Origin of the sequence: Streptomyces sp. NBC_00459 (assembly GCF_036013955.1) — a bacterium.
In the GTDB taxonomy this organism is placed as follows: domain Bacteria; phylum Actinomycetota; class Actinomycetes; order Streptomycetales; family Streptomycetaceae; genus Streptomyces.
Window position 1 is genome coordinate 8295026 of sequence record NZ_CP107903.1, and the last position, 17258, is coordinate 8312283.

The window sequence follows — 17258 nt, forward strand, 5'->3', positions numbered from 1 at the left end:
CGGTCAGGCCGGGTATGCGTGCGTCTGTGTCGCCTTGACGGTCGCCCAGACCTCCGCACCGGGATGGAGCTCCAGTTCGGCGGCGGCGACGGTGGTGAGATCGGCGGCGAGGGGGAGTTCGCCGGTGAGGTTCGCGCGGATCCGGTCGCCGTGGGTCTCCAGGCCGGCCACCTCGCAGCGCCACAGGTTGCGGGCGCTGGAGCCGGTGGGGTGGTGCCGGTGGAGGGTCACGGCGCTGGGCGGGAAGGCGACGAAGACCGGCCCGGTGAGGTCCTCGGTGGTGATGATCGCCGGCCCGGTGTCCAGTGCGACGGTGTGGCCGTCCGCCCGGCCCGGGTAGAGGTTCAGGCCGACCAGCTGGGCGATGTAGTCGGTGCGCGGACGGCGCGCTATGTCCTGCGGCGGCCCCTCCTGGACGACCCGGCCGTGTTCGACGACCACCAGCCGGTCCGCGAGCACCATCGCGTCCAGCGGATCGTGTGTGACCAGGACCGCCACAGCCTCGAAGTCGGCGAGGTGGCGCCGGAGTTGGGCGCGGACATCGAGGCGGGTACGGGCGTCCAGCGCGGCCAGCGGCTCGTCGAGGAGCAGCAGCCGGGGGCGGGTGGCCAGGGCGCGGGCGAGGGCGACGCGCTGGGCCTGGCCGCCGGAGAGCCTGCGCGGCTTGGCGCCGGCCTGCTCGGCGAGCCCCATCCGCTCCAGCCATCCGGCGGCCGTCGCCCGGGCCTCCGCCTTGCTCGCCCCCTGGCAGCGCGGGCCGAAGGCGACGTTGTCGAGGGCGGTGAGGTGGGGAAAGAGCAGGTAGTCCTGGAAGACGACGCCCACCGGTCGGGACTCCGGCGGCGTACGCTCCAACTCCGCCCCGTCCAGCCGCAGATGGCCGCCGTCGAGCGGGGTGAGCCCGGCCAGCGCACGCAGTGCGGTGGTCTTGCCGGCGCCGTTGGGGCCGAGCAGCGCCACGACGTCGCCGGGCGCCGCCGTCAGCAGGACGTCGAGCCGGAAGGAGCCCCGGTCGACGACGATCCGGGCGTCGAGCCCCTCGCCGGACGCGCTGCCGGAACCGGAGTGGCTGCCAAGACCGGAGGCGAGGCCGGACTTCGTTTCATCCATGGAGGTCATGATGCGGTCATCCAACGGTCGCGCAGCCCGGCCAGGACCGCGATCGAGACGGCGAGCAGGACCAGGCTCAGGGCGATGGCGGCGGCCGGGTCGCTCTGCAGGGCCAGATAGACCGCCAGGGGCATCGTCTGCGTACGGCCGGGAAAGTTGCCCGCGAAGGTGATCGTCGCCCCGAACTCGCCGAGCGCCCGCGCCCAGGCCAGTACCGCGCCGGCCGCGACCCCGGGGGCGATGAGCGGCAGCGTGACCCGGCGGAACGCGGTGAAGCGGGAGGCGCCCAGCGTCATGGCGGCCTCCTCGTAGCGCGGGTCGGCGGCCCGCAGCGTGCCCTCCACGCTGATGACCAGGAACGGCATCGCCACGAACGCCTCCGCGACGACTACGCCCGCCGTGGTGAACGGCAGCGTGATGCCGAACCACGAGTCCAGCCACTGCCCGACGACCCCGTTGCGCCCGAGGGCGAGCAGCAGGGCCACACCGCCGACGACCGGCGGCAGCACCAGCGGCAGCGTCACCAGCGCCCGTACGAGACCGCGTCCGGGGAACTCGGTGCGGGCCAGCAGCCAGGCCAGCGGGACGCCCAGCACCAGACTCACCGCCGTCGCCGCGGTGGCGCAGAGCAGGGACAGCCGCAGGGCCTGCCAGACCTCGGGGCTGGTCAGCTGTTCGGGCAGGCTGCGCCATGGCGTCCGTACCAGCAGCGCGAGCAGCGGCAGCAGCAGGAACACCAGGCCCACGAGTGCGGGGACGAGGAGCGGAACCGGGACCGCCGACCGACGTCCGCGGACGCGCCCGCGCAGCGGTCCACCGGTCAGGGTGTCCGCCGCCGCACGGGAGCTGTCGGGTTCGGTCACGGCTGGAGGAATCCGGCCCCGGTCAGGACCTGCCGGCCCTCGGCGGACCTGACCAGCTCGATGAACGCCTTTGCCGCGTCGGCGTTCGGAGCGTCCTTGAGCAGGACGATCGGATAGTCGTTGACGGCCTCGGCCGACTCGGGGAACTCCACGCCCTCCACCTTGTCACCCGCCGCCTTCACATCGGTCCGGTAGACGACGGCGGCGTCGGCCTCCTTCAGCTCGACCTTCGTCAGGGCGCTCTTGACGTCCTGCTCGTACGACACCGGGGTGAGCTCGAGTCCGCTCGCGTCGAGGGTCTTCTGCGCGGCGGCGCCGCACGGCACCTCCTTGTCGCAGAGGACGACCTTCAGCCCGGACTTAGTGAGGTCCTTGAGGGAGGCGATCCTGTCGGGGTTGCCCGGCAGGGTGGCGATCTCCAACTGGTTGCGGACGAAGGTGGCCGGGGTGCCGGCGGCGTCCTTCGCGTCGGTGACGATCTTCATCGTCTTGGGGCTGGCGGACGCGAACACATCGGCCGGGGCGCCGCCGGTGATGCTCGCGGCGAGGGAGTCGCTGCCGCCGAAGCTGAAGGTGACCTTCGTACCCGGGTTCTCCTCCTCGAACTGCTTGCCCAGCGCGGTGAAGCTCTCCTTGAGGGAGGCGGCGGCGAACACGGTCACCGTGCCGGACAGCTTCGCCGACGCGGACGTGGAGGCGGCGGAGCCGGCGGACGCCGAGTCGTCGGAGGAGGAGCAGGCGCTCAGGGCCAGCAGCACTGCGGCGCTCGCGCCGGTCACCTGGAGGGTCCGGCGGGTCCGGCGTGCGAAACGGGTCGTCACGGATCTGCTCCCTTTTGCTCTCACGGATGTCCCGTCGGAAGGGGCTTCTCCCCGTCCCGACGGGAACGCATACGCCGATGATACTTCCGCAGATGCAAGGGATAAGTCTGCTGTCACATCGCATGAGCCGGGATCATGGTGAAACTGCCTGGCATGTGCGTTTTTACGGGACTGCTGCGGCGCCTGAGTGCGTTCACGCGCCGAGCTCCTTGCGGATCCGGTCGAGCATGAACGCCGAGGACTCATGGGCCCGCTCCTCCCAGGCGAAGACGCAGGCGGTGGCGACACCGTCGAAGTCGAGTTCGGGGTATGTCAGGACGTCCCAACAAAACCCCGCGGCCGGGCGCGGGAATGTCGTGGGGGTCGCTTGGGCCGGTCTTGGCCTGCCGCACGTCTCACGTACCGACGACCTTCACGCGGATGCCACCGGACCCTTCCGTGCCGTTCGGTACCCCTGGGAAACTCCAGGCGCGCGCATTCCGTCACGTACCACCCATTGCCGTCATCAGGACGAGAGGCCCCTCTCCCATGCCCGAAGTCAACCGGCGCCACTTCCTCCAACTCGCGGGCGCGACCACGGCGTTCACCGCACTCTCCGGCAGCATCGAGCGCGCTGCCGCCCTCCCCGCGCACCACCGCACGGGGACGATCGAGGACGTCGAGCACATCGTCGTCCTCATGCAGGAGAACCGGTCCTTCGACCACTACTTCGGTTCGCTGCGCGGAGTCCGGGGCTTCGGGGACCCGCATCCGGTCACCCAGGTGAACGGCAAGTCGGTGTGGCACCAGTCGGACGGCACCAAGGACGTACTGCCCTTCCGTCCGGACGCCGACGACCTGGGGCTGGCCTTCATCCAGGACCTCCCGCACGGCTGGAGCGACGGGCACGTCGCCTTCAACAACGGCAAGTACGACAAGTGGATCCAGGCCAAGTCCTCGACGACCATGGCCTATCTGAACCGCAAGGACATCCCCTTCCACTACGCGCTGGCCGACTCCTTCACCATCTGCGACGCGTACCACTGCTCGTTCATCGGCTCCACCGACCCGAACCGGTACTACATGTGGACGGGGTACACGGGTAACGACGGCAAGGGCGGCGGCCCCGTCCTCAGTAACGACGAGGTGGGGTACAGCTGGACGACGTACCCGGAGCGCCTCGAAAAGGCGGGCGTGTCCTGGAAGATCTACCAGGACGTCGGCGACGGGCTCGACGCCGCCGGCTCCTGGGGCTGGATCCAGGACGCCTACCGGGGCAACTACGGCGACAACTCGCTCCTCTACTTCAACCAGTACCGCGACGCCAAGCCCGGCGACCCCCTCTACGACAAGGCCCGCACCGGCACCGACGCCCGTAAGGGCGAGGGCTTCTTCGACCAGCTCAAGGCCGACGTGTCAGGGGGCAGGCTGCCGCAGGTCTCCTGGATCGTCGCCCCCGAGGCCTTCACCGAGCACCCCAACTGGCCCGCGAACTACGGCGCCTGGTACATCGCCCAGGTCCTGGACGCACTCACCTCCGACCCCGAGGTGTGGGCGAAGACCGCGCTGTTCATCACGTACGACGAGAACGCGGGTTTATGGGGGTTGACCAGGGCTTTTACCCCCGCAACCCGGCGGGACCCCGGCGGACATACCGATTCACAATGTGCACAGCGGCCAATTAGAGGACGAATGTGCCCTTGCCGCGCACTGTCTGGACCAGTTCCCGATCTCGCAGCTCCTTGACTGCGCGCGCCACGGTCATGCGGGCAATGCCATAGGTCTCTGCCATCTCCAGTTCGCCAGGGATTCGGTCGCCGCTCTTGAGCTCCCCGGCTGTGATCCGCCGCGCCACGTCGTCAGCCACGGCCATGTAGACCAGCTCGGGGCCGCGCCGGTCGAGATTGCGGATCTCCTCTTCGCTCATGCCTGCACCGTAAGACGCTGCTGACCTGCAAAGACACACATAGTTCCCTGGTGGGCCCTGCACTTGTCTATAGTGCCCTACATGCAGACTCCCCGCCCAATGCGCATGTGCCTGGACTGCAAGACCATCACAGGCCTCCCGATCCTGACCCACGCTGTAGAGCGGATGTCCGGTCCGCCCTGGCTCGCCTACTGCTGCCCGGACTGCGCACCCGCCCACCTGGACCAGCCCCGCGCCATGGAGATGCTCGCTTACCACTGCACCACCTGTGAGACCTGTTCACAGCCGGACAACATCTGCCCCCGGGGCCGCGCCCTTGTCCACGTGCATTCCCGCATTCTCAGCCGAGCCGCGAAATCCCCCACCTAAGCCCTGAACTCCGCCACGCCCAAGGAAACCCCCGGACCCGACCCCTAAAGCCGTTAGGCGCCAGCGGAGACCCCTTGCCGGGCGTTCCCTGCCCGTCTGCCCCGAGGGGTGCTCGTTTCCCGAGCCCCCTTTTCACCCCTTTCACGGTAAAAGCCTGACCTGGCGAATGTAGTTGCGAATACCCTCTCGCCTATTGCACAATGCGAATTGCCTCCAACCCGTACAATTCCGGTAACGGAAGGAGGCGCAAATGGCTGCCAACAACAAGAAGTCACCGGCACGGTTCACAGCTCGTGATGAGCAGATCTTTGAACTGTCCCGGCTGCACCATTCACAGCGGCGTGTTGCTGAAATGGTGGGGGTGAGCCAAAGCACTGTGCGCAATGTAATCAAGAAGTACACAGAGGGTCGCCTGCATCCCAAGGTTGACGAGTATCGACAGGAGCAGGTCGACCGACTGCAAATCTATTTGCGCTCGCTTTCCAAGGCGATCCTCACTGGTGACCCCAAGACCATTGCTCAGGCTATCCGTGTTGAGGAACGTATTGCCCGTCTGCTCGGCCTTGATGCAGCCACGCAATATGTTGTTGAGGCAAAGGTCGAGGACCGAGAGACGGCTGCGCTAAGCATTCTGCGGCAGATCAGGGAGAGGCGTGGGGATGTACCTGAATAGCCCGCACGCAGCCCGCCCAAGGTACCCTTGAGGCATTCGCCCGCTGCGTAGCGAGGCACCGATAACGCATTACAGCGCGAGACTCCCCGGAGATGGAGGTCAAAGGGCAGTCAGACCGCTGATGTCGGAGCACCCATGGACAATGTGCGGAACTGTCGATTGGCACCCACGCAACGTCTGGCACAACAACCGAATACACGTTACTGACGCTGCTTAGCGGAGTAATGCACAGCCCGAGTAGAGACCCCATTGCTTAGTGGGGGACGGAACGCCCCGTGTGGGGGACTTGGACAACAGCAACGATGACTTTTGTCCCGCACCAACCCACCACGCCCACGGGAGTTCCGCAATGGCACGACGAGTCAACAACATCAAGCGCAGCAAGGCTGTCTCGGCCCTGCGCAAGGCCGGAATGTCGCCCGCTGCCGCGTCGAATTCCGTCTCACTGCTCGACCTGGACGAGCCTCTCCCTGAGCAGATCGCAGAACTCCAGGCAGACGCCCCGGATCTGTTCGGCCTGGACGAGGACGGCAACCCGCTCCCTGAAGAAGAGGACGAGCAGGACGACACCCCCAAGACGGCCCGCGAGAAGATCGTGGAGCGGCTCATGGGCAAGGGGGCGAGCGATTTCGTGGAGCGGGTTGCCTACCGTCGCCCAGCGGATGCGGAGCGTCCATCCACGGCCTCCAAGGCTGCTCGCGAGGCTGCCGCGCACCTCCGCAAGAACTCCTCTGGCAGGAACAAGCCGCCGGTTGTGCCGTATGTCGTGCCCAACCCCATCAACCACGGCCCTGTTGCGCCGCGCCGCGAGATCCCTGAGAGCGCCAAGCGCCTTGCCGCCCGCCTCACGGGCAAATGACTCTCTTCCCAATCCCAATCCGCCACACTCACAAGGAGGACACAATGGCTTCTGTAACCCTGGACACTGCCGCACTCGAAACGCTGGTTGAGGCGGTCATGACCAAGACCGCATATGGCATGGAGGCACTCAACGTGCTCCGCGTCGCCAACGGCAAGACCGCGCACCCCACCAATTACGGAATTGGCGACCTCACCCGTCCGCATGACTCAGACTTCCGCGCTGCTCTCGCCGGTGTTCAGGGAGGACTCGATGCCTGACACGCTGATCGACGACTACACGTTCACACCCACGCATCACCAGCTCGTTGACATCCGCGCCTCGAATGGCCACCTCCCGGGTTTCACCGATGCGCATGCCGAAGCAATGGCAGAGCAGATGAACCAGCGGCGTGCCGACTGGAAGAACGCGGCGTTCAACTCGGCCATATCCGCCATCAAGGCTGAGATGGACGATGCCAACATCCCGCACGAGCAGTTCACACAGTGGTTGCAAGAGCAAGGCTACAAGGCGTTCCTCGACTTCCGCACAGCCAAGCCCACCGCATAACAAACCACGGCGCGGCCTCTGTCGCAGGCCAGATGTTCGCGCTCTCCCGGACTGCACTCGGTATTCGGGTCCCGAGGAATGTCCACACGAATGCCCCGGTTGCTGCTGCTCCCAGCTCCGGGGCATTCGTGCGTTCGGGTAGCCTTTCCCTTGTGCGAGCGATTGGCGCTCCAGGACTGTTGTAACGGGCGGGAATGGAGCAACAAGCCTTTATGCGATGACCACAGCAAGAAGCCCCCAGAATCTGCAGGCTGGGGGCTTCTGTGCGTTTCGGGCCGAGCGCTTCTGTGACTACGGTTCTATTACAACCGTAGTCCTACGCGCCCACCTAACGGCCGAACTCGGCCCCGGAGAGGGAAACCCCCGGGGCTATCCCGCGCTGGCCGCTACGGGGCCGCGTAGGGGCGTTACGGAGCCCCCGCCGCTGAGACTCTGGCCCGCTCCGCCGAGGAACGCGTCTACGGCCGACATCTTGTCTGTGTAGTCCGTGCGGAACAGGTGGATGTATGTCTTCTCGGTTGTCGTGATGGAGCTGTGCCCCATCCACTTGCTGACGTCGTAGACGGTGATGCCCGGTGCAGCAGCCATGATTGAGGCATAGCTGTGGCGGAGGTCGTGCCAGCGGAGTGCAGCCGAGATGCCGGCGGGAGCCAGTGCACCACCACGGATCACCCGGCGGAAATGTGTCTTGACGAGATTGTTGATGTCGAATGGGCGGTGCCAGTCCAACACACTGTCCCGGCGTGTCTTCTTGGTGCCCGGCCAGAGCGAGGCATCAGGGTTGGTGCGGGAGGGGTGCGCCTCCAGGTATGCCCCCAGCTCCGCCGCAAGCCGGGGGAGTAGCGGCACATCCCGTACGGACCGCTTGGACTTGGGCGAGGCATACACCCAGCCCCCGCCCTTCTTGCGCCGGACGGTACGGCGGACCTCTACCGTCCCCCGGAACAGGTTCACATCCCGGATGCGCAGCGCGGCCAGTTCGCCCGAGCGCAGACCGGTGTATGCGGCCATACGCACAATCAGCCCGTAGTGTTCCCGCCGCTTGGACATCTCCTGTGCCAGTGCCTCCACTTGTGCGGGCGCGAGGAACTGGCGCTCGTCCTGGACCTCATCATGGCTGACTGGCAGCGCCACGGAAGTGCACGGGTTCAACACGATCCAGTCGTGCCGAATTGCGTATTTGCACAGCTTGTTGAGGACCACATACGCGTTGCGGATTGAGCCGCGCCCGAGCTTCCCCGACAGTGCGGCAATCCACTTCTCAACATCCTCAGCGCGCAGAGATGTGATCTTGCGCTTGCCGAAGGCAGAGGCAATGTGGTTCTTGTACAGCGACCGCTGCCCCTCCAGGGTGCGCGGTTTCAACGTTGCCTCACCGGCCGTCATGCATGCCTCGAACACCTCACCCACAGTGCGCTTTTCGACACGGTGTGCAGTTGACCGGCCAGCAGCCAACATGTCCTCAATGCGCAGTTTCTCCTTTTCGGCCTGCGGCTCGGTCTTGCATGTCATCTGCCGCTTCTTGCCGTGATCCCGCCAGTGGACCTCGAATGCCCACTTGCCACCCGCGCGGGGCACCTGCTTGATGCTCGCCATTTCGTGCCTTTCACATGTGGTGTCCCGGCCACCCATTGGATGACCGGGACATGACAACTTTTGGTCAGAACAGCCAGCCGACGAGCAGGCCCGAGAAAGCGGCCATGCCTTCCACACCGAGGACCCACCCGAGAGCCACAGCCCAGATGCACGTGATGGGCATTGCGAGAGTCACGAACTCCCTCTCAGCACTGCGGCGAGACCACTTCTTGAAGCGGGACCAGCGAGAGGCCTGAGGGGGACGGACCGGAGCCGACGGGCGTACGGGAACCCTGAGCAGCTCCACCATGAGCGCGCGGCGCAGTTCCTCGGCAGAGGGCTCGGGGCTGTCCACCGACACGCCCTCGTACCCGAGAAGGTTGTTTGCGGGCCGCGCCCACCAGGCCCACAGTTCGCCGTCTACCTCTTCCAGCACTTCGGCCCATACGCCACGGATGCGGCCGGTGGCCTCTACCTGGATCTGGAGTGCTGAGCTAATCCGGCCCACAAGCTGTTCAGGGGAGGTCGTGCGGTCCAGCAGGCGAACGCCGCAGCGCCCGCACCGGTTCTCCCAGATGTTGTTTCCGCCCGCCTTGTGCGACGGGCACGGAGTAGGGTTCATCGGGTACCTCTCAGTTCTTGGCGGATCTGGGGATGGACACCGAGGGCCCGAGTCACTAGCTCGGGCCCTCAGCCGTTTCGGGACTACTTGTCGGTCTCAGGCACACTGTCGAATGCCTTCGGCGCAGTCCTCTTGGCGGGCGCCGTACGCCGCGTACGGGCCGTACGGGGCTTGACCGGCGCCGGGGTACCGGTCGCCGCTACGGGGGCCGCTACGGGCGCCGTAGCGGGCTTGCTCGGGGTGGTCTTCTTGGCGGCCGGACGCGGAGCGGGCTCAGCCACCGGCGCGTCGCCCTCGGCCAACTCGGCCTGAAGCTTGGCCAGTTGGGCTTCCAGCTTGGCTTTCTTCTCCGCCTTGCGGGCCACGGCCTTGGCAGCGGCTGCGGCCTTACGGTCGGCCAGGCTCGACTGGTTCTCGTCACTGCGCTGGAAATCCATCCGCAGCGCACATGCGAGCTGAACGGACTTCATGTCGGGCTTGAAACCGGTCTCGATCTCAATCCACTCGGCAAACCGCTTGTGCAACTCGGTGGGGGCAGCAGCGGCGCGCTCTTCGAAGCTCTTCTTGTTGTTGCTCATGGGGTTCCTCCTGGGGACTTGAGTGGGTTTTGGGGATGGGGCCCCCGCCCGTAGGCGGGGGCGGAGCGGGCAACTAGCAGGGGAGAACGGAACCGGCCGGAGCCACAGCCCCGCCGCCGCAGTCCAGGCAGACATGGGACAGGCAGTAACGGCCGGACGGGAGCGAGGCACAGTCCGAGCAGCCCGCCACCCGAGCGGCGAACCGAGCCACGGCCACCCACAGCGCGGCGACCGGGACGAGAGCGGGGAGCGGAGCGGCGGGGGCGTTCGTTGTCGTGTTCATGTCAGAACTATGCGCCAAAAAGTGCAGAATGGAAAGTATCCGGATAGAACTGCACCGAACCGGACAGATCGCCGCTGGTAGGTGGGGGTCACGTCAGCCCTGCTCGTTGGTGGTCTGGGGGCCAAACAGACGGCTGGCCTGACCGGGGCCTGGCTCGGCCTTGCCGGTGGGGCGGCGCACCCGCCTACGGGGCTCCAGGGGCTCGGTCGGTTCAGCAACCGGCTTGGCACCCTTGCGAGTTCGCTTCTTTGGTGGCTGTGCATCGGTGCCGACCTCACGCCGGATGCGGGCGCGGCGAGTGCGCTTCTCAGGTCCCATCGGTCTGCACCCTGTCCGCCGGCAGTGAGACGGGCACTCGGAGAAGCTCGGCTGACCTGCCCTCATAACCAGGCCCGCGCATGGTCCGCATGTAGGGCACGCCGTCTGCATCAGCCGTTGCGAGAGCGGGTGCAGAAGCCACGATGAAGTAGCAGACCACCTCTCCGGACGGCACATCGCTTGCAGCCTTGTCATAGGCCGCTGCAATGCCCGGCACGGGGTACTGCACAACCGTGGCCAACCGCCGTGAGGAGCGGTACACGAACTGCAATAGCAGCGCGCCCTCTTCGGCCAGGCACCGCGCAATCCCCCGTCGCACAGACCGCTGCCCGAGCGCTGCTATGAGTGCCGCCTCAGCCCACGGGGGCAACTTGCGGAACTGGTTTCTGTTGGTCATGTTCATTCCTCTCGCACATGTGTTCGAATCGGAAGCCGTAGGCGGCCACGTAAGCCCCAGACGGAGCGGGGTCGGTCCCGAGCCCCCGCCGGGCCGTTTGGGGCGGTTACGTGGCCGCCGAGAGGGGTTTACGTGGTGTCAGACGACGCCGTTGGGGGAGGCGATGAGCCTCTCGACGCCGTACACCGTTGAAAGCTCTGTCGCGGTGACAATCTCGACGGTGACTCCAGCCCTGCCACGCTTGTAGCCGTCCCGCTTGAGAAGCTCCAACAGCTCGTCTTCGATTTCAGCCTGCCTCCCCGGAGACAGCAGCACCAGCGCGGGAAAGGGCTCCGAGAAGACCTTGCCCCATTGACAAGTCATCCGGACCTGCTTCTTCTGGTGGGCCAGAATCAAGCACTCTGCAAGGCTGTAGCTGTCCATCAGTTGTTCTCCTTGTTGTTGTAGCGGTAGACGCGGGCGGTGCGGCGGGTGTGCGGATCGAACAGCGGAGTGCCCTTGTCGATGTTGGGCAGATTGGCCAATCGGCACTCCAGTTCTATGACATCGGGCAAGATGACGAACATGGTCACCGGGACATCTCGCAGCCACTCCAGAGCGGCCTCAAAGTCATCAAAGCTGGCGAAGTTGCGGACGGTCATAAAGCCCGACAGGGCGCCGTGGGCCTGGGCGACAGCGGAGATGCTGTTGCTCATGAGCGCCATGCCCATGGCCTCTGCCACGGCTATGTCCATCTCCAGTGAACCGAACAGCGGGCGCTGCCGCTTCTGCTTGTTTGGCTTCTTGCGCCCCATTAGTTCTGCTCCTTGAGGTAATTGTTGAGGGCGTATTCATCCACGGTGTAAAAGACACCGGACTTCTTCAGGATTCTGGCCTTGACCAGATCTGACCAATAGCGCTTGAATGCGCTCTCGCTGAACTTGCCCACCGTTTTGCCTTCTGCCGGGGTGTAGGACAGAGCGCGCTTGGCTTCCGCGTAGCGCAGGCCGGATTCCGCCTTGTTGACGACATCCACAATCGTCTGCTTATGGGCGCTCAGCGCATTGACCAGAGTAAAACCGGCATTGTCCATCTCTGACACAAGCTGAAGCACCACGGAAGTCAGCGCCTCGCCGTCCTCGTCCTTGAGGCCGCTATCGAGGATGAGGCGCTTCATCTTCACAATTGTGGAATCGGCCTCATCCTTCTCCTTGGTGTTCTTGATCGTGACGATGTCGCCTTCACGCTCCACGAATATTTCAGTGTTCAGCGCGCCGGTGATGACGCTCGCTCCTCGGCCCTTTTCGGTCTCGCCGGTGGAGTGGTGAATCAGCAGCACACAGGCTTCCGTGGCCCGGCGCAGCTTCTCGATGGCCTCCTCAAATGCAAGACCCATCTCGGCGTTGTCGTTCTCCACAATTCCGGCAAAGATCCGTGCCTGGGTGTCCAGCACAATCAGAGCGGGCTTGGTTTTCTCGCAGAATGCAATTAGCCGCTTCCACTCGGCCTTGTTGGAGATCAGCACGGGGCGCGGCAGAAACACGACACCAGTCATCTTGCGGTCGTGGAACTTCTCCCATGCCCGCACGCGTCGCGGCAGACCCTCGCGCCCTTCTGCATACAGATAGACGACCTTGCCCTGATCCGGCCGGACCTTGTGCCCTTTCCAGTCGACACCCGCAGCCACGCAAGCGGCCATATCCAGGGCAATGATCGACTTGTTAGAACCAGGTGCACCGTTCAGCCGAGCTGTGGTGTTCTTGGTCAGCTGCCCTTTGATGAGGTACTTGGGCGGCTCGATCTTGTCAAGGTCATCCGTGGTGAGGAATTCAGCCTCGAATGCAGCCAGCCTCTCGTCATCGTCCTCGGCTGCAACATCCTCAACACCAGTGCAATAACACGGCGGCAGCGCATCCGTTGTCCTCGCCTTGCCAACGGCACCGATTACCAGTTTGGCGAATTCGTCGCGCGCCTCTTCCTCACTGGGTCGGCGGTCCTTGACAGCCTCGACAAAGTCGTCCTCCACACCGGCCAATGCCTTGTTGATGCCCCTGTGCCCCTCTCGGGCCAGATTCACCAGTTGCCATGTGGCAGCCTTGGCGGAGTCATGCCCGCTGACTCCAAGAGCCTCTCTGGCCTGCCAGCGGGCACCATCCATCAGCGGGCACGGGTAGCTGTCAGGCGTGGGGCGCGCGTTCAGCCATTCCGATGTCTCTGCATCGGTGATGTTCTGCGGCGGAAGGTTCCCGGCAGCCGCAGAGGTGGGCTTTCCTGACAGCAATTCCTCCTGCCAATCCCTGGGCAGTGCAGCGAGATCGCTTTTCATTGGAATCTGCTCGGTCTTGCGCCCGTGCTTGTTGAGCCAGCGATATTGCGCATTGGTGTCCGGGTGCTTGGACGGGTAGACCACCGCATATCGGTGTGTGCGCTGGATAACCTCGATACCAGCGCCAAGGTCCCCTGGCCACTTCTTATCCGGCTGCACGCGAAAGAACATGATCCGTGAGCCGTCGGTCTTGCTAGTGGATGACCACGTCTTGGGCAGTGCCCCCAATTTGTCTTCCAGTTCGGCAAGGGTCTCCAGGCCGCCCTTATATGCGTCCACGTCAATGCCTATGACATCGCGCGGCATCCGCAGTGCCACATTGCCAAACTCGTACGCCTTATCGTGCTTCCACCTTTCGACATCGGATACATTGGGCATCGCATTGGTGTTGCCGGTATATCCCTCAGGCGGAGGGCTCTTCTTGCGCCTAGGCATTGGCAAGGCATTCCATTCGCACCGCCGGTACACGTCCACTGCCTGTGGAAAGAAGCTCATCGCCTGCAAGGTCGCCCGGTTGGGGTATCCTTGTGTAGTCACTTGTCACCTCCTGCGGATTGCGCCCCGCTGGTTGTAGAGAGCCCCGTACTTGCCCGGTATGGGGCTCTCGTCATTTGTTGGACTGACGGCGCCGCGCATAAGCGGGACGGATGGCAAACTCAGAGGGGCCGCCAAGCTTGCGCTCCAGGTACTCATACACAGCCTCGCGAACGACAGCCTGTTGCGTGACGCCCGTTTCCTCGGCCAGTGCCTCAACGTCTTTCAGGATCTCTTCGTGAACGAGCGTGTGCAGCCGCGCAGTCAACGCATTCTTCTTAGTCGGGGGCATGGCTATGTCCTTTGCGTCAGTCAGGGTGCCTTCCGGATCAATTAAACCTTGAATTCCGTTTGCGCGCTCTTACGGCTTTTCGCGCGCCTGTTGAATTGATAAATGCCTGATGCAATTCACAGAAAGCTGGAACGCGTAGGCGCCCACGTAAGGGCTCCGCGCGGCTCGGTGGGGGAAGAGGGGCCCGAGCGGGGCGCGAGTTCGTTAGGTGGGCGCCTAGGGGGTGAGACGGGTGTGCCGGGGCGTTAGGCGCGGGCGCTCAAGCAGCGGCAGCCGCGATTCCGCTGAGCCTGGGCAGAGTTGCACACTGGTTCTCCTGGGATGCGATGACGGACGGCCCAGACCGCGTAAGGCACGGCGAGTTGTCGGGCAGTCAGATTGCCCAGCGCGTAGGAGCCCATCAGCACATCCAGAACCGAGGCTCTGGCAGGTGTGCCAGATTAACAGGCCTGAGCAGTCTGTGAATTGTGGAGAAAGTGTGGGGGCCCTGGAGGGGCTGTGGGGGCTGTTGTTTTAGCTCATAAATCAGGCCCGACATCCGCCCGGTGGGGGTCGTAGAGCCCTACTACGTAGGGGGCTCTCTACGAACCCACCCGGCGAACCTATTTGTCCGTGAAGAAAAGAACCCAAGCGAACCCACGAGGCGAACCCATTGAATGCCCTGGTCGGAGGGGGTTTGGGTTCGGATGGGTTCGCTGTGAGCTGGGGGCCGAACCTAAGGGGCATGGGTTCGGATGGGTTCGGACCTCGGCGAACCCATGGGCGAGTAGACCTGAATGCCCTGGTAGGACACAGGATGGGGCTTGTGTGCCGATACTCGATTGTTGGTACTCGACTGTTGGATGAGTGTGTGAGGGGACCCACGCGCCACCCTCAAGAGGCCTCCCCCGGGGAATCACAGGCGCACCGGCAGCGTCTGTATGCACATTGTCATCCGGGGCGTCCCCGAGCGTTACTCGCCCTACCCCACCCCGGCGGAAACCCGGCGCCCCGGATCGCCCCTGGCCCGGACGGGTGAGGGGCGAGGGTGAGGCCGGAAAACAACAAAAGTGCAGGTCAGAGCCCTTGTGAAAGGCCTGGCGGGAGCGCCCGTTATGGCCCGGTTTTAAGAAGCCGTCGGCCGACGAGAACGACGGATTCTTCGACCACCTCGTGCCGCCGTTCCCGCCCCAGTCCGCAGCACAGGGCAAATCGACGGTCGACGTCGGCCCGGACCTGTTCAAGGGCGACAGCCGGCACGCGGCCGGTACCTACGGGCTCGGGCAGCGGGTGCCGATGCTGGTCGTCTCGCCCTGGAGCAAGGGCGGGTTCGTCTGCTCGGAGACGCTCGACCACACGTCGATCATCCGGTTCATGGAGAGCCGCTTCGGTGTGCACGAGCCCAACATCTCGCCCTGGCGGCGCGCGGTCTGCGGCGACCTGACGGCCGCGTTCGACTTCTCCCGCAAGGACACCAGGCCCGTCGCACTCCCCGACACCGACGGCTACCGGCCGCCGGACAAGGACCGTCACCCGGACTACGTCCCGACGCCGCCCGCGCACCCGGCCCTGCCCCGGCAGGAGCGCGGCCTGCGTCCGGCCCGTCCGCTCAAGTACGCCCCGTACGTGGACGGTTCGGCAGACCCGGTGTCCGGAAAGCTCACGCTCGCCTTCGCCTCCGGCGCCCACGCCGGCGCCTCCTTCCTCGTGACCTCGGGCAACCGCACCGACGGCCCGTGGACGTACACCACCGGCGCCGGCGGAACCGTCGCCGACACCTGGAACCCGGCGTACTCGAAGGACGCCCATGACCTGACGGTGCACGGCCCGAACGGATTCCTGCGGGTCTTCAATGGCCGGGGCAAGGGCGCCGCCGGACCCGAGGCGACCGCACGGCACGTCGGGGACGACCTTGAGCTGACCCTCACCAACAAGGGCTCCAAGACGGTGGAGCTGAAGCTGAGCAGCGGTTACGGGGGGCACCCGCGCAAGATCAGGGTGCGGGCCGGGGCAAGCGTGCGGCACCGGGTGGACCTGGGGGCCAGCAAGCGGTGGTACGACCTGACGGTCACCTCCGACGCCGACCCGTCGTTCCTGCGCCGGTTCGCCGGACACGTGGAGAACGGCCGGGCGGGCGTGAGCGATCCGGCGATCGTGACCTGCTGAGAGGGCGGAGCGGGGCCCGGGGCGCCTTGACCGGGACATGGTTGTCATCCAGCCACGTCACGGTAGTGTGCCCCGGTGACCACGCAATCGAACATACCTGCAGGTTGGTACCCGGACCCCCATGGAGCGCCCCAGACGCTCCGGTACTGGGACGGTTCCCAGTGGACCGACCACACCAACACCGACCAGCAGCAGGCGCAGCAGCCCCCGGCCCAGCAGCCGCAGGCGGCGCCGGTTCACCTTCCCCAGCAGGGAAGCGGTCAGCAGGTTCAGCCCCAGGGTCAGCCCCAGAAGGGGTTCGGCGCAGCGCAGCCTGCCGCCGCCGGTGCCGATCCTCGGGTGCAGCGGCAGGTGCAGCAGCAGGCCGGGGTCGCGGCGGGGGCGGGTGGCGGCACGCTGTTCAGCGAGCCGGTGCTGGTGGTCAACCAGAAGGCCAAGCTGATCGAGCTGACCAACGAGTACAAGGTCATGGACCAGCAGGGCCGGGAACTCGGGTCGGTCGTCCAGGTCGGACAGAGCGCGCTGAAGAAGATCCTGCGCTTCGTCGCCAGCATCGACCAGTTCATGACGCACAAGCTGGAGATCCGGGACGCCCACGGGCAGCCGGTGCTGCTGCTGACGCGCCCCCGGAAGTTCATGAAGTCGCGGGTGATCGTGCAGCGTCCGGACGGTTCGCCGGTCGGTGAGATCGTCCAGCAGAACATGATCGGGAAGATCAACTTCGCGATCAACGCGGGCGGCCAGCAGGTCGGCGCGATCAAGGCGGAGAACTGGCGGGCCTGGAACTTCGCGATCGTCGACCACGCGGAGAACGAGGTCGCCCGCATCACCAAGACCTGGGAAGGTCTGGCGAAGACGATGTTCACGACCGCGGACAACTACGTCCTGCAGATCCACTACCAGCTGCCCGAACCCCTGCTGAGCCTCGTGGTGGCGACGGCGCTGACCGTCGACACGGCACTGAAGCAGGATTCACGGGGCCTGGGCTGACCGGTCGGTTCACGGAGGACGGGTCGGTTCACAGGGACCGGCCGAGGCCCCTGTACACACGCGTGTTCA

Annotated in this window: 17 protein-coding genes and 3 pseudogenes; 7 read left to right on the forward strand and 13 right to left on the reverse strand. The window is 65.4% G+C overall.

The window, feature by feature from the left end; all coding sequences use genetic code 11:
• Nucleotides 1-3 precede the first annotated feature (3 nt).
• The 4 genes and pseudogenes from OHN74_RS36555 to OHN74_RS36570 all read right to left on the reverse strand — a co-directional run.
• Nucleotides 4-1119, reverse strand: a complete 1116-nt coding sequence (locus OHN74_RS36555; RefSeq protein WP_327698847.1) for an ABC transporter ATP-binding protein — start codon at nt 1117-1119, stop codon at nt 4-6.
• Nucleotides 1116-1973, reverse strand: a complete 858-nt coding sequence (gene modB / locus OHN74_RS36560; protein ID WP_327698848.1) for a molybdate ABC transporter permease subunit — start codon at nt 1971-1973, stop codon at nt 1116-1118. The genes OHN74_RS36555 and modB overlap by 4 nt, the downstream gene beginning before the upstream one ends.
• Entirely contained in the window at nt 1970-2794 is an 825-nt protein-coding gene (gene modA, locus OHN74_RS36565; RefSeq protein ID WP_327698849.1) for a molybdate ABC transporter substrate-binding protein, read from the reverse strand. Before modA ends, modB begins: the two co-directional genes overlap by 4 nt.
• 193 nt (nt 2795-2987) lie before the next feature.
• Nucleotides 2988-3107: pseudogene (locus OHN74_RS36570) on the reverse strand (sugar phosphate isomerase/epimerase); the annotation flags it as partial.
• Between the two features lie 215 nt (nt 3108-3322).
• On the opposite strand from OHN74_RS36570, the pseudogene OHN74_RS36575 reads away from it, so the two are divergent.
• Nucleotides 3323-4375, forward strand: a pseudogene (locus tag OHN74_RS36575) (alkaline phosphatase family protein); the annotation flags it as partial.
• A 79-nt stretch (nt 4376-4454) separates the two neighbouring features.
• Here OHN74_RS36575 and OHN74_RS36580 read toward each other — a convergent pair.
• Nucleotides 4455-4700 carry a GntR family transcriptional regulator gene (locus OHN74_RS36580; RefSeq protein ID WP_327698851.1) on the reverse strand — a complete coding sequence of 82 codons (246 nt, stop codon included), beginning with the start codon at nt 4698-4700 and terminating at the stop codon, nt 4455-4457.
• A 619-nt stretch (nt 4701-5319) separates the two neighbouring features.
• Here OHN74_RS36580 and OHN74_RS36585 point away from each other — a divergent pair.
• The 4 genes from OHN74_RS36585 to OHN74_RS36600 all read left to right on the forward strand — a co-directional run bounded on the left by OHN74_RS36585 (nt 5320) and on the right by OHN74_RS36600 (nt 7150).
• Nucleotides 5320-5742, forward strand: coding sequence for a transposase family protein (locus OHN74_RS36585; protein WP_327698852.1), 423 nt, complete (start codon nt 5320-5322; stop codon nt 5740-5742).
• Between the two features lie 349 nt (nt 5743-6091).
• The gene (locus OHN74_RS36590) at nt 6092-6601 is read left to right on the forward strand and encodes a hypothetical protein (RefSeq protein WP_327698853.1); all 510 of its coding nucleotides are present in this window, start codon (nt 6092-6094) and stop codon (nt 6599-6601) included.
• A gap of 44 nt (nt 6602-6645) precedes the next feature.
• Nucleotides 6646-6861, forward strand: coding sequence for a hypothetical protein (locus OHN74_RS36595; protein WP_327698854.1), 216 nt, complete (start codon nt 6646-6648; stop codon nt 6859-6861).
• Complete coding sequence (locus OHN74_RS36600; RefSeq protein ID WP_327698855.1) at nt 6854-7150, forward strand: hypothetical protein; 297 nt, start codon at nt 6854-6856, stop codon at nt 7148-7150. The genes OHN74_RS36595 and OHN74_RS36600 overlap by 8 nt, the downstream gene beginning before the upstream one ends.
• Before the next feature lie 369 nt (nt 7151-7519).
• Here OHN74_RS36600 and OHN74_RS36605 read toward each other — a convergent pair whose 3' ends face one another.
• From OHN74_RS36605 to OHN74_RS36640, 8 genes are all read right to left on the reverse strand, one after another.
• Entirely contained in the window at nt 7520-8746 is a 1227-nt protein-coding gene (locus OHN74_RS36605; RefSeq protein WP_327698856.1) for a tyrosine-type recombinase/integrase, read from the reverse strand.
• A gap of 64 nt (nt 8747-8810) precedes the next feature.
• A complete protein-coding gene (locus OHN74_RS36610) occupies nt 8811-9347 on the reverse strand; it encodes a hypothetical protein (protein ID WP_327698857.1) in 537 nt (178 codons plus the stop codon).
• Nucleotides 9348-9430: 83 nt separating this feature from the next.
• Nucleotides 9431-9925, reverse strand: a complete 495-nt coding sequence (locus OHN74_RS36615; RefSeq protein WP_327698858.1) for a hypothetical protein — start codon at nt 9923-9925, stop codon at nt 9431-9433.
• 73 nt (nt 9926-9998) lie between these two features.
• The gene (locus tag OHN74_RS36620; protein ID WP_327698859.1) at nt 9999-10208 is read right to left on the reverse strand and encodes a hypothetical protein; all 210 of its coding nucleotides are present in this window, start codon (nt 10206-10208) and stop codon (nt 9999-10001) included.
• 853 nt (nt 10209-11061) lie between these two features.
• Entirely contained in the window at nt 11062-11346 is a 285-nt protein-coding gene (locus OHN74_RS36625; protein ID WP_327698860.1) for a hypothetical protein, read from the reverse strand.
• Nucleotides 11346-11717 (reverse strand): hypothetical protein, encoded by a 372-nt coding sequence (locus tag OHN74_RS36630; RefSeq protein ID WP_327698861.1) that lies wholly within the window; start codon nt 11715-11717, stop codon nt 11346-11348. The genes OHN74_RS36625 and OHN74_RS36630 overlap by 1 nt, the downstream gene beginning before the upstream one ends.
• Complete coding sequence (locus OHN74_RS36635) at nt 11717-13765, reverse strand: AAA family ATPase (RefSeq protein WP_327698862.1); 2049 nt, start codon at nt 13763-13765, stop codon at nt 11717-11719. The genes OHN74_RS36630 and OHN74_RS36635 overlap by 1 nt, the downstream gene beginning before the upstream one ends.
• Before the next feature lie 70 nt (nt 13766-13835).
• On the reverse strand, nt 13836-14054 hold the full coding sequence (locus tag OHN74_RS36640; protein ID WP_327698863.1) for a ribbon-helix-helix protein, CopG family: 219 nt from the start codon (nt 14052-14054) through the stop codon (nt 13836-13838).
• 1122 nt (nt 14055-15176) lie between these two features.
• Here OHN74_RS36640 and OHN74_RS36645 point away from each other — a divergent pair.
• Both OHN74_RS36645 and OHN74_RS36650 read left to right on the forward strand, forming a co-directional pair.
• Nucleotides 15177-16199 (forward strand): annotated as a pseudogene (locus OHN74_RS36645) (phospholipase domain-containing protein); the annotation flags it as partial.
• A gap of 75 nt (nt 16200-16274) precedes the next feature.
• Nucleotides 16275-17189 (forward strand): phospholipid scramblase-related protein, encoded by a 915-nt coding sequence (locus tag OHN74_RS36650; RefSeq protein ID WP_327698864.1) that lies wholly within the window; start codon nt 16275-16277, stop codon nt 17187-17189.
• Nucleotides 17190-17258 lie beyond the last annotated feature (69 nt).

Excerpts from the sequence above, each read along its gene's own strand:
- OHN74_RS36555 (WP_327698847.1), bottom strand. The coding sequence starts at position 1,119 with ATGACCTCCATGGATGAAACGAAGTCCGGCCTCGCCTCCGGTCTTGGC.
- OHN74_RS36580 (WP_327698851.1), bottom strand. The coding sequence starts at position 4,700 with ATGAGCGAAGAGGAGATCCGCAATCTCGACCGGCGCGGCCCCGAGCTG.
- OHN74_RS36585 (WP_327698852.1), top strand. The coding sequence starts at position 5,320 with ATGGCTGCCAACAACAAGAAGTCACCGGCACGGTTCACAGCTCGTGAT.
- OHN74_RS36590 (WP_327698853.1), top strand. The coding sequence starts at position 6,092 with ATGGCACGACGAGTCAACAACATCAAGCGCAGCAAGGCTGTCTCGGCC.
- OHN74_RS36595 (WP_327698854.1), top strand. The coding sequence starts at position 6,646 with ATGGCTTCTGTAACCCTGGACACTGCCGCACTCGAAACGCTGGTTGAG.
- OHN74_RS36600 (WP_327698855.1), top strand. The coding sequence starts at position 6,854 with ATGCCTGACACGCTGATCGACGACTACACGTTCACACCCACGCATCAC.
- OHN74_RS36605 (WP_327698856.1), bottom strand. The coding sequence starts at position 8,746 with ATGGCGAGCATCAAGCAGGTGCCCCGCGCGGGTGGCAAGTGGGCATTC.
- OHN74_RS36610 (WP_327698857.1), bottom strand. The coding sequence starts at position 9,347 with ATGAACCCTACTCCGTGCCCGTCGCACAAGGCGGGCGGAAACAACATC.
- OHN74_RS36615 (WP_327698858.1), bottom strand. The coding sequence starts at position 9,925 with ATGAGCAACAACAAGAAGAGCTTCGAAGAGCGCGCCGCTGCTGCCCCC.
- OHN74_RS36620 (WP_327698859.1), bottom strand. The coding sequence starts at position 10,208 with ATGAACACGACAACGAACGCCCCCGCCGCTCCGCTCCCCGCTCTCGTC.
- OHN74_RS36625 (WP_327698860.1), bottom strand. The coding sequence starts at position 11,346 with ATGGACAGCTACAGCCTTGCAGAGTGCTTGATTCTGGCCCACCAGAAG.
- OHN74_RS36630 (WP_327698861.1), bottom strand. The coding sequence starts at position 11,717 with ATGGGGCGCAAGAAGCCAAACAAGCAGAAGCGGCAGCGCCCGCTGTTC.
- OHN74_RS36640 (WP_327698863.1), bottom strand. The coding sequence starts at position 14,054 with ATGCCCCCGACTAAGAAGAATGCGTTGACTGCGCGGCTGCACACGCTC.